Annotated in this window: 11 protein-coding genes and 2 tRNA genes; 3 read left to right on the top strand and 10 right to left on the bottom strand. The window is 51.2% G+C overall.

Annotation, left to right across the window (positions count from 1 at the left end; all coding sequences use genetic code 11):
• Positions 1-79: 79 nt before the first annotated feature.
• The 6 genes from WG891_RS18595 to dnaQ all read right to left on the bottom strand — a co-directional run bounded on the left by WG891_RS18595 (position 80) and on the right by dnaQ (position 7,348).
• Entirely contained in the window at positions 80-2,101 is a 2,022-nt protein-coding gene (locus tag WG891_RS18595; RefSeq protein WP_337264144.1) for a TolC family protein, read from the bottom strand.
• 4 nt (positions 2,102-2,105) lie between these two features.
• The gene (locus WG891_RS18590) at positions 2,106-3,413 is read right to left on the bottom strand and encodes an HlyD family type I secretion periplasmic adaptor subunit (RefSeq protein WP_337264145.1); all 1,308 of its coding nucleotides are present in this window, start codon (positions 3,411-3,413) and stop codon (positions 2,106-2,108) included.
• Positions 3,413-5,704 carry a type I secretion system permease/ATPase gene (locus WG891_RS18585; protein WP_337264146.1) on the bottom strand — a complete coding sequence of 764 codons (2,292 nt, stop codon included), beginning with the start codon at positions 5,702-5,704 and terminating at the stop codon, positions 3,413-3,415. Before WG891_RS18585 ends, WG891_RS18590 begins: the two co-directional genes overlap by 1 nt.
• Positions 5,697-5,882: a hypothetical protein gene (locus tag WG891_RS18580; RefSeq protein WP_337264147.1), complete on the bottom strand. Its 186-nt coding sequence runs from the start codon at positions 5,880-5,882 to the stop codon at positions 5,697-5,699. Before WG891_RS18580 ends, WG891_RS18585 begins: the two co-directional genes overlap by 8 nt.
• 498 nt (positions 5,883-6,380) lie before the next feature.
• Positions 6,381-6,457: transfer RNA gene (locus WG891_RS18575), tRNA-Asp, on the bottom strand.
• Between the two features lie 156 nt (positions 6,458-6,613).
• Positions 6,614-7,348: a DNA polymerase III subunit epsilon gene (gene dnaQ / locus WG891_RS18570; RefSeq protein WP_443006180.1), complete on the bottom strand. Its 735-nt coding sequence runs from the start codon at positions 7,346-7,348 to the stop codon at positions 6,614-6,616.
• A 72-nt stretch (positions 7,349-7,420) separates the two neighbouring features.
• Between dnaQ and rnhA the strand changes: the two genes are divergently transcribed.
• Positions 7,421-7,888 (top strand): ribonuclease HI, encoded by a 468-nt coding sequence (gene rnhA / locus WG891_RS18565; RefSeq protein WP_076944388.1) that lies wholly within the window; start codon positions 7,421-7,423, stop codon positions 7,886-7,888.
• On the opposite strand, the gene WG891_RS18560 is transcribed toward rnhA, so the two are convergent.
• On the bottom strand, positions 7,885-8,604 hold the full coding sequence (locus WG891_RS18560; RefSeq protein WP_076944387.1) for a class I SAM-dependent methyltransferase: 720 nt from the start codon (positions 8,602-8,604) through the stop codon (positions 7,885-7,887). The two genes, rnhA and WG891_RS18560, sit on opposite strands and share 4 nt — an antisense overlap.
• Before the next feature lie 44 nt (positions 8,605-8,648).
• On the opposite strand from WG891_RS18560, the gene gloB reads away from it, so the two are divergent.
• Together gloB and mltD are read left to right on the top strand one after the other, a co-directional pair.
• Entirely contained in the window at positions 8,649-9,404 is a 756-nt protein-coding gene (gloB, locus tag WG891_RS18555) for a hydroxyacylglutathione hydrolase (protein ID WP_337264149.1), read from the top strand.
• 72 nt (positions 9,405-9,476) lie between these two features.
• Positions 9,477-10,853 (top strand): murein transglycosylase D, encoded by a 1,377-nt coding sequence (gene mltD, locus WG891_RS18550; protein ID WP_337264150.1) that lies wholly within the window; start codon positions 9,477-9,479, stop codon positions 10,851-10,853.
• A gap of 63 nt (positions 10,854-10,916) precedes the next feature.
• Here the strand turns inward: mltD and WG891_RS18545 are convergent, their stop codons facing one another.
• The 3 genes from WG891_RS18545 to WG891_RS18535 all read right to left on the bottom strand — a co-directional run bounded on the left by WG891_RS18545 (position 10,917) and on the right by WG891_RS18535 (position 13,042).
• On the bottom strand, positions 10,917-11,711 hold the full coding sequence (locus tag WG891_RS18545; RefSeq protein ID WP_337264151.1) for an endonuclease/exonuclease/phosphatase family protein: 795 nt from the start codon (positions 11,709-11,711) through the stop codon (positions 10,917-10,919).
• 249 nt (positions 11,712-11,960) lie between these two features.
• A complete protein-coding gene (gene dkgB, locus WG891_RS18540) occupies positions 11,961-12,764 on the bottom strand; it encodes a 2,5-didehydrogluconate reductase DkgB (protein ID WP_337264152.1) in 804 nt (267 codons plus the stop codon).
• 201 nt (positions 12,765-12,965) lie between these two features.
• A tRNA-Asp gene (locus WG891_RS18535) sits at positions 12,966-13,042 on the bottom strand.
• Positions 13,043-13,070: the final 28 nt, after the last annotated feature.

Genomic DNA, 13,070 nt, shown 5'->3' with positions numbered 1-13,070 from the left:
AGCGTACACGAAGTACGTAAGGATTCTGAGCACTGCCCAGGTCCAAAATGGCAAATAAAATAGCCTATTGGGATAGCTCTTAATCCCCTACCCATTTCAGCAACATGGCCGCACTGGAAATAACGTTGATATTAGAGATATATCCGTCGTAGCGGTTATTGATAGCGGACAACAGATTATTAAAGTGATCGTTCTCTGCCGTCAGCACGTCCAGCAACGTACGCGTACCGAGGTTATACCATTGCTCATAAAACATCTCTTTGACTCGCTCGGTTTCCACCGAGAGGCGATCAAAGTCATTGGCACGGGTAAACGAGGAATCACGCGTCTGGATCATGCTGTTAATCTGATATTCCAAATCACGGTAGGCCACTTCATATTGTTGCTGAGCCCCATTAGCCTTGGCTAAGGCCGACATCTGTGCCGCCCGCTGTGAGCCGCCGCTGAACGCATTCCACTGAACGTTTAAACCGGTATACCAGCCCGTTTCATCACCATTGACGTCTTTGATCGTATCTTTTGAGACCACCCAATTCAATTGCGGCATCCCTGATGCGGCAACGCTTTCGGCCTCGTAGGTCGCTGCTTTGGCCTGCGCCTGCAACTTCAGCAGGTTCGGATTTTTATCCAAGGCAGACAAGGCCATGGACGCAGGCATCATCGCCCCTTGCCAGGAAATATCCTCGGGTAGATTCGGCTCGACGCCCAGCAGACGCACCAACCGGATACGGCTACTGCTGACCTGATGCTCGATATCATCCAGGCTGGCACGCGCAGAGAGGAGTTTGGCTTTCGCCTGGGTAAACTCACTGGCACGCCCTGGGTCAGCCGCAGCGATTTGCGCCAGCATATTCGTCAATTGCTGCATACGTTCAACATAGGCACGGGCTACTTTTCGGCTTTCCTGGTAACGGCCAAGGTTCATCAGCTCAGAGATCGTGCTGTAGGCCAACTGCTCCTTAGTGTACCCCTGCGCATTAACCGCCGCCGTTACTCCCTCTTCCGCACTGTCGATCTGGCTGCCGATCCTGCCCCAATCATAAATCGGTGTGGTGATAGAGACCGAACCACTGGTATCGCTGATATTACGATTATTACGGTTGCTCCCACCGCTGTTGCTTTGAGCGCTCAACGGGGTGGAAAGGCCTAATTGCACCTGCGGCCAACGCTGCCCCTTGGTTTGATCAACGTAATAGCCCGCAGCCAACACATCCGCTTCTGAAGAGCGAACTTCCGGGCTATGCTTCAACGCCAATGTCACCATCTTGCGCAGAAAGCCGCGCGATGTGTCATTGCTTGCCGCATAAAACGCCTTGGCGGACACCGCTTCTTTGGTATTGCTACCGCCCTCACCGTTGACATCGCCATTCCAGCGCACCTTATCGTAAGCCGGATCGGGCTGGAAAGATTGCTGTGTCGCTGGGAACCCGTCCTGATTGCTCTTCCACATTGATGTTGATTGCCGCTCGGTGGGCGCAGACGCAGAATTATTCGTGTCACGGGAAGGTCTTTTCACCAGCACCGGAGCCGCTGTTGCCTTCACGTCAGGCGGCGGTGACAACGTCTGCACCGTTGGAGAACCCATGCTAGGTGCGCTAGCCGGTGGTTCACTACGCTGAGTCAACACCGGGGCTTGTGTTGCCGGTGCGGGGACCGGCGGTGGCACTAACGCCTTGGGTTCTGCAGGAGCCGACATCCGTAGCGTTTCAGACGGTTCATTGCGCTGGGTAAACACCGGGGCAGCGCTATTCACCGCGGCCTGAGCAGGCTTTTCCTGCGCCGGAGCGGCTTGGTTATTGTCCATGGCAACCAGGCTTTTTAAAATATCGGGGGCCTCGCCTGGCGTTTGCGGCTGCCTGGCGGGAGAGGCGCGTTCTTGCTGGGCAGGAGCCGATGACGCTCGCACTGTGCCATTCGAAGTATCAAGAGCAGTGAGACTTTTCAGAAAATCAGGGGCATCACTCGGAGTATCGGCTGCCTGCTGTGTCGCCGTCGACGTATCCAAACCACTCATCTCCTGTGCCAAAGGAGCCAATGGCAAAGACACGACCAACGCCGCAGCCGCTTTTAGCCAACGCAACTCATTTTGTTTACATGCCATGCTGTTATCTCTCCCGGAATGCTTCTCGTGCTTTTAATACAGGCTTCAGCAAGTAAGACAGGATGGTTTTCTCTCCGGTCCGGATCTCAACATTCGCCACCATCCCTGGGATGATGGGGAACGTTTTATCCTTGACGAGCAATGCTGCCTGATGCGTCCGTACGTAGACACGGTAATAGGTCGAGTCACCATGGCCAGAGCGCGCTTTATCTTCATCTATCAACGTATCAGAGCTGATATGTTCCACTATGCCGCTCAGGCCACCATAAATAGCATAGTCATAAGCGGTGATTTTAACCGTAGTAGGTAAGCCCGGATGAATAAATGCCACATCTGCCGGTTTAATCTGCGCTTCAACCAGCAAGTTATCCTCCAGGGGAACGATCGTCATAATCTCAGCCCCCTGCTGAATCACGCCCCCGCGAGTGGTGGTGCGGATGTTATTTACCGTTCCGCGCACCGGGGCCACCAGGGTGGTGCGCTGCATCACATCTTCACGGCCACGCAGGATTTCCTCAGCCTGAGCCAGTTCTGATTCCAGCTTGTTCAGTTCGCTGTTGGCATCAGAACGGAAACGGTTGGTGCGTTCGGCAATCTGCAGTTGGAACTCATTGGCCTGCCGGCGCAGGCGCAGAATTTCCACATCGGAAACCAGCCCTTTCTTGGCCAGTGGCTCAGAAAGCTGCACCTCGTTTTCTGCCAGAGCCAGGCTTTTCTTCAGCGCATCTACGCTCTCGTTCAGCGTTCTCAACTGGGCATTGTAGGCCTGGGTTTCGTCATTCACGATACTCGGCACCGCCAGCACCTCAGGAGGGAACACTAGCGGAGTGCCATAAGATTGCGCACGCAACCGTGCTATCGACGCCTTGAGCCCCAGGACTTTCGATAGTGACTCGCCATAGCTGGACCCCGCACGCGTCGGATCCATCCTCAGCAACACCTGGCCTTTTTCGACGGTGTCACCCTCGCGTACGTTCAGCTCTTCGAGAATGCCCCCCTCCAGGCTCTGTATCACCTGTTCACGGCTCGCGGGGATAATTTTACCGTCACCGCGCGTGATCTCTTCCACGCGCGCAAAATGCGCCCACAACAGCGCCACGACGACAACTAACGCAATGGTGTACAACATCATCATACTGAACGGCGTTTTTTGTGAGATCAGAGCCGCTTGCAGATCATTGATAAACTTTAAATCGTCGTTTTCGACTTTCCCGTTCACCGGGCCATCGTTGGTACTTTTACTTTTGCTGACCAAGCCATTGCTAACCGGCTCCTTCTGCGGTGAGGGCACCTTGAGATCACCCTTATTCATCAGTGTGTTCCCCTTTGCTGTTCAGCGATTTTCGCTACGACGTTATCTGGCACCACGGGTGCCGATCTTCCCGCTTCGGCCTGTGCATTCTGCTGGCTTTTCTTCTGGCTGTTCGCATTAAGCATGGCGATCACCTGCTCTTTAGGGCCATCGGCCATCACTCGGCCGTCATCAAGCACAATCAACCGCTCGAAGATATTCAACACGGACATGCGGTGGGTCACAATCACCAACGTCTGCCCCGCTATCGCTTTTTGCAACTGACGGATAAACAGCGTTTCCGTCAGCGCATCCATGGAACTGGTGGGTTCATCCATCAACAGAATTTTGGGCCGTAAAAGCAGACAGCGCGCCAAAGCAACCAGCTGTTTCTGCCCGCCGGACAATGCACTCCCCATTTCCCCGACCGGCATGTCGTAGCCCAATGGATGTCTGGCCGCTATCCGATCCAGGCCGGTCATACGGGCAACGCGCAGAAACTCTTCGGTACTGGCCCCCGGGTTGCCCATAGTCACGTTATAGCGCAAGGTTCCGTAGAACAAACGGCAATCCTGGCCGACATACCCCACGGCGGCTCGCCAATCCGCGGGATCTACCTGTGTGGCATCGACACCATCAATCATAATCTGGCCGCTACGCGGCTGCAGCAGACGCCCCATCACGCGTAACAGTGTCGATTTCCCACTGCCGATGCTGCCAATGATCGCCACCCGTTCACCGGCCCGAATATTGATATTGACGTTGTTCAGGGTTGCAGGAGGCACCCTCACTCCCGGCACTGAATAGGCAAACCCCACCGTTTTCAACTGCAGATTCCCAGTGAAACTGGGCGTCGGCAGGTAGTTAATCGCGGCATCACGCTCCGTCGGTAACTCCATCAGTTGATTCAGAGACTTCAATGCGGTTTTGGCATGCTGATAACGTAGGGCCAACGCGACAACGGAAGCCAGTGGCCCCAGCGAACGACCGGATAAAATTACCACCCCGATCATCGAGCCCATGGTCAACTCACCGGCGTGGATCAGATAAACACCGAATACCACAATCGCTACGGTGGTGATCTGCTGCATAAAGGTGACGAAGTTAGACGTCAAGGAAGAAAGGTAACGGCTTTTCATGGAAGAAGCCGCTGCCAGGGCGCTGAAGTCATCCCAACGCTTTTGCATCACGCCTTCACCCCGCGCCGCTTTCAAGGCCTCAAGCCCTTCAATGGTTTCGATCAACAGCCCCTGCTTCTGGGAGATTTCCCGAATGTTTTCCCCCATATAGCGGCTGAGTGGCCACTGAATACACACGCTAACCAGCAGAATAATGGGGATGGCGATCAAGGGCACAATGACCAACTGCCCGCCGATCAAATAGATGATCAGCATAAACAAGATACAGAAAGGCAGGTCTGACAAGGTCGATAGCGTCGCTGACGTCACAAAATCACGCACCGCCTCAAAATCACGCAATTGGTTAGCGAAAGAGCCGGTTGACTGCGGCTTGCTCTCCATGCGCATGGCCATGACCTGGCGGAACAATTTAGCCCCCAGAATCAAATCGGCCTTCTTACCAGCAACATCAATCAGGTAAGTACGTACTTGCCGCGAAGTGAATTCAAATACGATAGCGATCAAGACACCGATCGCCAGCGACCATAAGGTGACATAGGCCTGGGTCGGGATCACGCGATCGTAGACGTTCATGGTAAAAAACGTGCTGGCCAAGGTCAGGATATTAGCCAGCAAGGCAGCCATTGCGGCGTTGTAAAAGTAGTGACGATAATGCCATAGCGTAGAAAACAACCAATGCCCTTCGCGGTTCGCTTCCGGCAGAATTTCATCGTCTGTACGCTTATCAAGTTTCGGCTTCGGATTAGCCAACATGGCGTAGCCGCTATAATTAGCCAGCAGTTCATCTTCCGACATCTGCAGAGCACCGCCACTTTCCGGCACCACCACCTGGTACTTCAGATCGCCACGTTTACCCGTGCGTGAAGTCATGACGCAATAACTGCCATCGTTGCAAGCCAATACCAAAGGAAACAGATAAGAAGAGATCTTGGCCAGATCGCGTTTTATCCATCCGCCAGAAATACCCACCTGATCCAGCATTCGCAACGCCAGTTCCGGCGTTAATTTTTCGCTCCGCGGTAATCCCGCGTATAAGACCTCTTTGCTGGCAAGCTTATTATGATATCGGCATAACCATTCAGTGGCCCACAGCAATGAGTCTTTGCCATGATCTGCAATATCATCAAAATCGCTGGGCCCTGATACTGGCGGATGAGTTATTTTCTCACTCATAGGAACCCTCTGATCTCATAAACCATCCACGGTTATTAACCAGGCTAATTATAATAAAACGTAGCGAATGAGATAAATCCCAGCTAGCAAAGAGCGATTCACCACCAGAATAAACATTCATAAAAACAGCAAAATAGCCAGAAAGCTCATCATATCGACGACCAGATAAATCACTCATACTTTAAACTCAAACATTTCAACAGGTAGCTTAAAGATAGTTGGGGAATTTAAAATGCTGTGACTAAATTTTATGGGAAATAAAATGAGCCAGTGATGATTATAGCCCCTGCTACGTGAGTGACTCTGTATGCGACCTCACTCGCGTTATCTGACCGCGGCATCTGTACGCTGCGTATGTGGAGTAGATGCTGAAAACTTAATCACATCCTTGTAGTGTAGTGAGTCACCATTTTCCCTTATAGAGGTTATGGTCAATAAAGGTTTAGCTACTTCGCCATAACAATTAATACAGAGATACGCCCGCAGAGAAATAACCCAGGGCATCTAAACGGCGGGCTTGGTTATCGGTTAAAAAACGAGTTCGCCGCTCTGCAATAACATAACACTTCCAGAATGGTTGACATAACTTGTGATATGGGGGGCAGTCTGCTTTTGAATCATACACCCAAGAAGCATAAAAAAACCCCAAGCTTTAAAAGCTTGGGGTCTGAATGATTGGCGGAACGGACGGGGCTCGAACCCGCGACCCCCTGCGTGACAGGCAGGTATTCTAACCAACTGAACTACCGCTCCGCGCCAGTTCCTACTTGTGGAGGAACGAAGCGAATATTACGGTTGCCCCTGCGTTCCGTCAATGCCTTTTCTTATAAAAAGAGTCGTTTGCACAGTTTTTCAACGACCTTGGCAGCATAATGCGGCGTTCGCCGTGTTTTTACACTAAAGCAAACATTATTCGCCACGCCATAGGCAACTTCCGCCCTTTTTAGCCACCAGATCCAGGCGAGCCTCATGCGCGATCACTTCGTCAGGGCTGGCGTACACCACTTTCATGGCCGTGGCCGGGCGTACAATGCGTTGAATATCCTGCGTCGAATCGGTTTGCTGCGTGTCCCCTTCCATTTGGAACGCCATGGAAGTCTGGCCACCGGTCATCGCCAGGTAGACTTCCGCCAAAATCTCGGCATCAAGCAAAGCGCCGTGCAGCGTTCGCTTGCTGTTATCTATTTCATAGCGGCCACACAGGGCATCAAGGTTGTTACGCTTGCCGGGGAACAGACGGCGCGCCATCAACAGGCTATCGGTGATAGTACAGAAGGTTTCCGTTTTCGGAATATCTTGCTGCAGTTTGCGGAATTCGTGATCCATAAAGCCGATATCGAACGCCGCGTTATGAATAACTAATTCACCGCCACGAATGAAATCAATAAATTCATCGGCAATCTGGTCGAAGGTGGGTTTATCCGCCAAGAATTCATCACTGATACCATGTACACCGTAAGCCTCGGGATCCACCAGCCGATCCGGCTTAATATAGACATGGTAGTGACGCCCGGTCAGGCGACGGTTGATCACCTCCACGGCCCCGATCTCGATGATACGATGGCCTTCGTAGTGAACCCCTAACTTGTTCATACCGGTAGTTTCGGTATCAAGAACGATCTGTCTGGTTGGTGTAGAGATCATATTGCAGTGCTCATAGCGCTCGTTTATGTCAGACTTGGCTTTTGTAAAACTGATAGGAAGAGTCTACCAGAGATGCTCAAACAGGTAGAAATTTTCACCGACGGTTCTTGCCTCGGTAATCCAGGGCCCGGCGGTTACGGCGCAATTTTGCGTTATAAACAGCACGAAAAAACCTTTAGCGCAGGCTACCGCTTAACCACTAACAACCGTATGGAGATGATGGCGGCGATTGTGGCGCTCGAAGCACTGACCTCGCCCTGCGAAGTGGTGCTCAGCACCGACAGCCAGTATGTACGCCAAGGTATCACCAGTTGGATCCACAACTGGAAAAAGCGCGGTTGGAAGACCTCAGATAAGAAACCCGTGAAAAATGTCGATCTCTGGCAGCGTTTAGACCAGGCAATTGCCCGCCACACGATCCGCTGGGAATGGGTCAAAGGCCATGCAGGCCACCCGGAAAACGAGCGTTGTGACGTGCTGGCACGCGATGCCGCCGGGAATCCAACACAGGATGATACGGGATATCAACCCGAAACCTAAGGCAGCTTACGGTAACTCTTGGTCGCGCCCACCGCGCGGCTGAGAGCGGGTTTTCTCGCTCCCACTTTCATCGGCGTCGGTGTCAAAGGCAAAGTTCTTTTACGCGCCACAATCATGCTCATGCATCCTAATGCCGGCAAATGCGTGCTTAAAAACCTGCCGCCTTTACGCTGCCAGGGCAATACATGGAAACGAGTCTGTTCCAGCACTTCATAATTCAACAGGCTGAGCCAGTCCAACAAGCGCATCTGCGTAAACATCCGGCTGACATAGGGCTGCCGTGTGCGCAATCCCGGGATCAATTTGCCCAACCCGAGTAAGCTGAACGGGTTGAAACTGCTGATCACCAGCCAGCCGTCGTCGATCATCACGCGATCAACTTCGCGCAACAAGCGGTGCGGATCGTCAGCGTAAGAAAGCGTGTGGGCCAGCAGGCAGGCATCTACCGATTTGGCAGCAAAGGGTAATTGGTAAGGATCGGCCAATACGTGCAGATTATCACCCGCCAAACCAACGTTAACTTGATGCGATATGGCACATTTTTCCGTATCCAGCGCCGCACTGAGGTTACCGAGTTTCAGCAGATGAAAACCAAACAGCTTTGCCCACCAAGGTTGCAGCTGTTGCTCAAGCGCCTCACGGTAGTATTCTCCCCATGGCAACCCTGCCCAAGAGTATGGACTGGTGAGCTTTTGTAGAGTATGGGCTGGTTTCATGATTTATTATCTTCTTTCAAGCCGTTGCCAACGAGGGGTCCACGATGAATCTTATCAGCATTCCTGCTTTTCAGGACAATTACATTTGGTTGTTGGATAACCAGCATGGGCGCTGCGTGATCGTCGATCCTGGTGAGGCCAAGCCAGTGCTGGAAGCTTTAATACGCTTGCGATTGACTCCTGATGCCATTTTATTGACCCATCACCATCGCGATCACGTTGGCGGCGTGGCAGAAATTGTTGCGCAATACCCGGAGCTGGCCGTGTATGGACCACAAGAAACGATCGGCAAAGGGGCGAATACTTTGGTGCAAGATGGTGAAACTCTCACAATCAGCGGGCGAAACTATCACGTTATCGCGGTTCCCGGACATACGCTAGGGCATGTCGCATTCTACAGCTCACCTTATCTTTTCTGCGGAGACACCCTTTTTTCTGCCGGCTGCGGCCGGCTTTTTGAAGGGACTGCTGAACAAATGTATCACTCAATTCAACGACTCGCGCAACTTCCCGATGACACTCTCATTTGTTGCGCACATGAATATACTCTCTCAAACCTTAAGTTTTCACGGGCTATTTTGCCACAAGATCGTGATATTGAAACATATCAGCAACAAGTTGAGAGATTACGTGTAAAAGGTAAGCCTAGCGTGCCCACAACGTTACAATTAGAGCGGAAAATTAATCTCTTTTTACGTTGCCATGATACTGATTTACAAAAAGAAATAGGTCTTTATTCGCCACCAGACAGCCTTCATTCGGTTTTTTCCGAATTACGCCGCCGGAAAGATAGCTTCTAAAGCTTTTTGTTGTGTTATTTGGCGAAGCAAAGTATAGTTGCTCGTCTTTTAAGCAACTATATTGACATACACATGAAGGCTAAAGCGATAATTCTCGCCTCAGTCTTGCTAGTGGGTTGCCAGGCGTCCAAGAAGGGCGTGCAGGTACCAGAGCAGCATGCACAGAGTCTGTCTTCGGCAGGTCAAGAAAGTGAAGCAGGAGAGTACACAGCGAATGGTCGAGCAAGCTCGGCGCGGTGGTTAGAGGGTAATAGCGCCGCACAACAAGACCTGTGGAACTTCATTAGCGACGAGCTGAAGATGGAGGTTCCGGAAAATCCCCGGATCCGTGAACAAAAAAGAAAGTACCTAAAAAGTAAGAGCTATCTCCACGATGTAACATTACGGGCAGAGCCGTACATGTACTGGATAGTCGGGCAGATTAAGAAACGTAATATGCCGATGGAACTGGTACTGCTACCCATAGTGGAGAGCGCTTTTGACCCACACGCCACGTCGCATGCCAATGCCGCAGGGTTATGGCAGATCGTGCCGCAAACGGGTCGTAATTATGGGCTGAAGAACAATCAGTGGTATGACGGGCGCCGTGATGTTGTGGCCTCGACAACTGCTGCGCTTGATATGATGGAGCGCTTGAATCGCATGTTTGACGGCGACTGGTTACTGACCGTCGCGGCTTATAACAGTGGTGAAGGCCGCATCATGCAGGCGGTGAAGGCGAATAAACGCCAAGGTAAGTCCACCGAGTTCTGGGATTTGTCGCTTCCGCGTGAAACGTCAATCTATGTCCCGAAAATGCTGGCACTGAGCGATATCATCAAGCACAGTAAAAAATACGGCGTCAAATTACCAAAATCTGACGAAACCCGTGCACTGGCGCGAATTGATGTTGGGCAGCAGATCCAGCTAACTCAGGCGGCTGAGATGGCGGGGCTTTCGGTCACCAAGATGAAAGCATATAACCCGGGCTACAAAAAAGGTGTCACGGCGCCGAACGGGCCTCATTACATTATGGTCCCGAAAGGCAATGCCGCGCAGTTGAAAGACTCTTTGGCTGATGGGCAAATTACGCCACCGCCAGCACAGTTGGCGAAGAACAGTAGTTTGTCTGGCGGCAGTGCGTATAAAGTTCGCTCAGGCGATACGTTATCTACCATTGCCAAACGGCTGAACGTGAAGCCGAGTGATTTGCAAAGCTGGAACAACTTGCGTGCCAAAAGCACCCTGAAAGTTGGGCAAACGTTGCAGGTAGCCAGCAATACCGGCGATAACAGCAGTATCACCTACAAGGTTCGCAAAGGTGATTCTCTTTCCAGTATTGCGCGTCGTCACGGTGTCGATATCGACGATGTGATGCGTTGGAACACCAGGCTCGGTAAGAACAGCAGTTTGCAGCCAGGCCTAAAGCTGACCTTGTTTGTGAACAACAAAGTGTCACCGGACACCTAGTAGGTTTCAGTACAAAAAAAGCACCCTGTCCTGCCGGGTGCTTTTTTATTGCCGATAGATTTTCTACCAGGCCGGTTTATCCATTTCGGGATGGAACTCAACCAGTAGCGGGTTATGATCTGACGCTTCGGTAACCAGCACTGAAGCATCGACAACGCGCAAGTTACGATAAAATACAAAATCCAGCGGGCGGCCAAACGCTTTGCGACGATGATCGTCAGTAAAGCTCACCTCATGCAAAGCGATGTCCTCAGCAAACTGATATAGCGCATTAATACGCTTGCGGCTCCATGCATTAAAATCACCGGCCATGATGACCGGCCCTTTATGGCTGGCAATCTGCTCACCGATTGGATCCAGTTGTTTACTGTATACATCAACACCTAAGCTGAAATTGACCGCATGAATATTAACGACCATCAGCAGTTGGTCGTTGTACAGGGGGTAGACAGTAATCAGTGCTGATTTGGCCAGACGCAATAGGGGCTCACGTTCACGTAACGGGCAACAATACACTGGGTGTGCTGCTGCTAGCGTCATCACGCCAGAGGGATGCTGTGGCAGCACAAAAGCGGGTACCTGATCGGCCGCCAGATAGTTGGCAGTGGCAAAGCTCACCAGCTCAGGCGTAGTCTGCGCTTCCTGCAATAACACCAGTTGTGCGTCTTTACCGAAGCCTTTCAGCACTGAGAGCCAATCAGCCCGTTGTTGTTTGAAGATATTCCATACCATAACCCGCAATGCCCCTGCCGTAGGCAATGCGGCCCCAGGCGGTAGGGACTGATGGATGGCACCAGGGAAAACTCGCTCAACTGGCTGGCCTGCAACATACCTCATTGCATAAGTTCGTTTCGGCACGCTATTCGCCTATTTCCCATTTGGATGAAGCTGGTAACAACATTGCTACCAACAATGAATTGATTATACGCCTGTGCTTCTCTGCCTGTATGGCTTTTAAAAGGAATACTCTTTCAGTTATAGAGGCGACGAGAGGGGATTTCAATCAGTGAAACGTATACGTCTGTAAAGGTTAACGCTAAACGGTAATAAATGCGAAAAAGCCCGCAAAATGCGGGCCTGAAATGCTAAATTGGTCGTTTGCGCCAATCAATCCCAGTTTGGCGCCAAACCCTCGGGATTAACCAAACGACCATTGCGCTCCAACTTGGCAATCCGTGCCATCTCTTCTGCGCTCAATTTAAGTTGCTGTGCCAACAGATTGCTGGCCAGATTTTCACGCTTTGTGGATGAAGGAATCACTGCGTAGCCCAGTTGCAAAGCCCAAGCTAAAACCACCTGTGCCGCTGTAGCATTACGGTTTCTCGCTATGTTATTAATTACCTCATCTTGTAGCGCTTTACCATAGGCCAATGTCATATAGGAGGTGATGGCAATACCATGCTGTTTTGCAAACTCAACCACTTTGCGGTTCTGCAAATACGGAGAAAGCTCAATCTGATTAGTGGCAATGGCTTCAGCCCCCACCGCATTGATGGCTTGTTGCATCAGATTAATCGTGAAATTAGAAATGCCTATCTGGCGTGTCAGCCCCAGCTCTTTAGCCTTCACCAATTCCGTCATAAATTCCGCCACTGATACTTCATCATTTGGTGACGGCCAATGGATTAGAGTCAGGTCGACATACTCAGTCTGCAGTTTGCTCAAGCTCTGTTTCAAACTTGGAATCAACTGGTCTTTCGAGAGATTAGCGATCCAGATTTTGGTGGTGATAAACAGTTCTTGCCGCTTCACTCCGCTCGCAACGATGGCTTGGCCCACAGCTGCCTCATTCTCATAGATCTGCGCGGTATCTATCGCACGATAGCCTAATTGCAGCGCAGTGCTGACCGAATCAATAACGACTTGGTCCTGGAGGCGGAAGGTACCTAAACCAAATGCAGGGATGCTCATAATCTTTATTCTCTCAGGTTATTTGTAAACAAAGGATATAAAGATTATGACGATAGTTTTGTTGAGCAAAAACACCCCATTCAGCATTATACTTTTGCTTAATAAGCAATAATAACCTTAACATAGGAGAGGAGTGGCACTCGCGGGCGATTTTTACATATGAAAAAGCCCTGAGTCATAGACTCAGGGCTTATCAATAAGTGGCGGAACGGACGGGGCTCGAACCCGCGACCCCCTGCGTGACAGGCAGGTATTCTAACCAACTGAACTACCGCTCCACCGATTCTTTCATGCAGTACCTTGCGG

It is taken from the genome of Serratia sp. MMO-28, assembly GCF_037199905.1.
Taxonomy (GTDB): domain Bacteria; phylum Pseudomonadota; class Gammaproteobacteria; order Enterobacterales; family Enterobacteriaceae; genus Chania; species Chania oryzae.
The sequence above is the reverse complement of the archived record's forward strand: the minus strand, read 5'-3'. Positions and strand labels throughout refer to the sequence as shown.

Excerpts from the sequence above, each read along its gene's own strand:
- WG891_RS18580 (WP_337264147.1), bottom strand. The coding sequence starts at position 5,882 with ATGAGTGATTTATCTGGTCGTCGATATGATGAGCTTTCTGGCTATTTT.
- gloB (WP_337264149.1), top strand. The coding sequence starts at position 8,649 with ATGAATCTTATCAGCATTCCTGCTTTTCAGGACAATTACATTTGGTTG.
- rnhA (WP_076944388.1), top strand. The coding sequence starts at position 7,421 with ATGCTCAAACAGGTAGAAATTTTCACCGACGGTTCTTGCCTCGGTAAT.
- WG891_RS18590 (WP_337264145.1), bottom strand. The coding sequence starts at position 3,413 with ATGAATAAGGGTGATCTCAAGGTGCCCTCACCGCAGAAGGAGCCGGTT.
- mltD (WP_337264150.1), top strand. The coding sequence starts at position 9,477 with ATGAAGGCTAAAGCGATAATTCTCGCCTCAGTCTTGCTAGTGGGTTGC.
- WG891_RS18585 (WP_337264146.1), bottom strand. The coding sequence starts at position 5,704 with ATGAGTGAGAAAATAACTCATCCGCCAGTATCAGGGCCCAGCGATTTT.
- dnaQ (WP_443006180.1), bottom strand. The coding sequence starts at position 7,348 with ATGATCTCTACACCAACCAGACAGATCGTTCTTGATACCGAAACTACC.
- dkgB (WP_337264152.1), bottom strand. The coding sequence starts at position 12,764 with ATGAGCATCCCTGCATTTGGTTTAGGTACCTTCCGCCTCCAGGACCAA.
- WG891_RS18595 (WP_337264144.1), bottom strand. The coding sequence starts at position 2,101 with ATGGCATGTAAACAAAATGAGTTGCGTTGGCTAAAAGCGGCTGCGGCG.
- WG891_RS18560 (WP_076944387.1), bottom strand. The coding sequence starts at position 8,604 with ATGAAACCAGCCCATACTCTACAAAAGCTCACCAGTCCATACTCTTGG.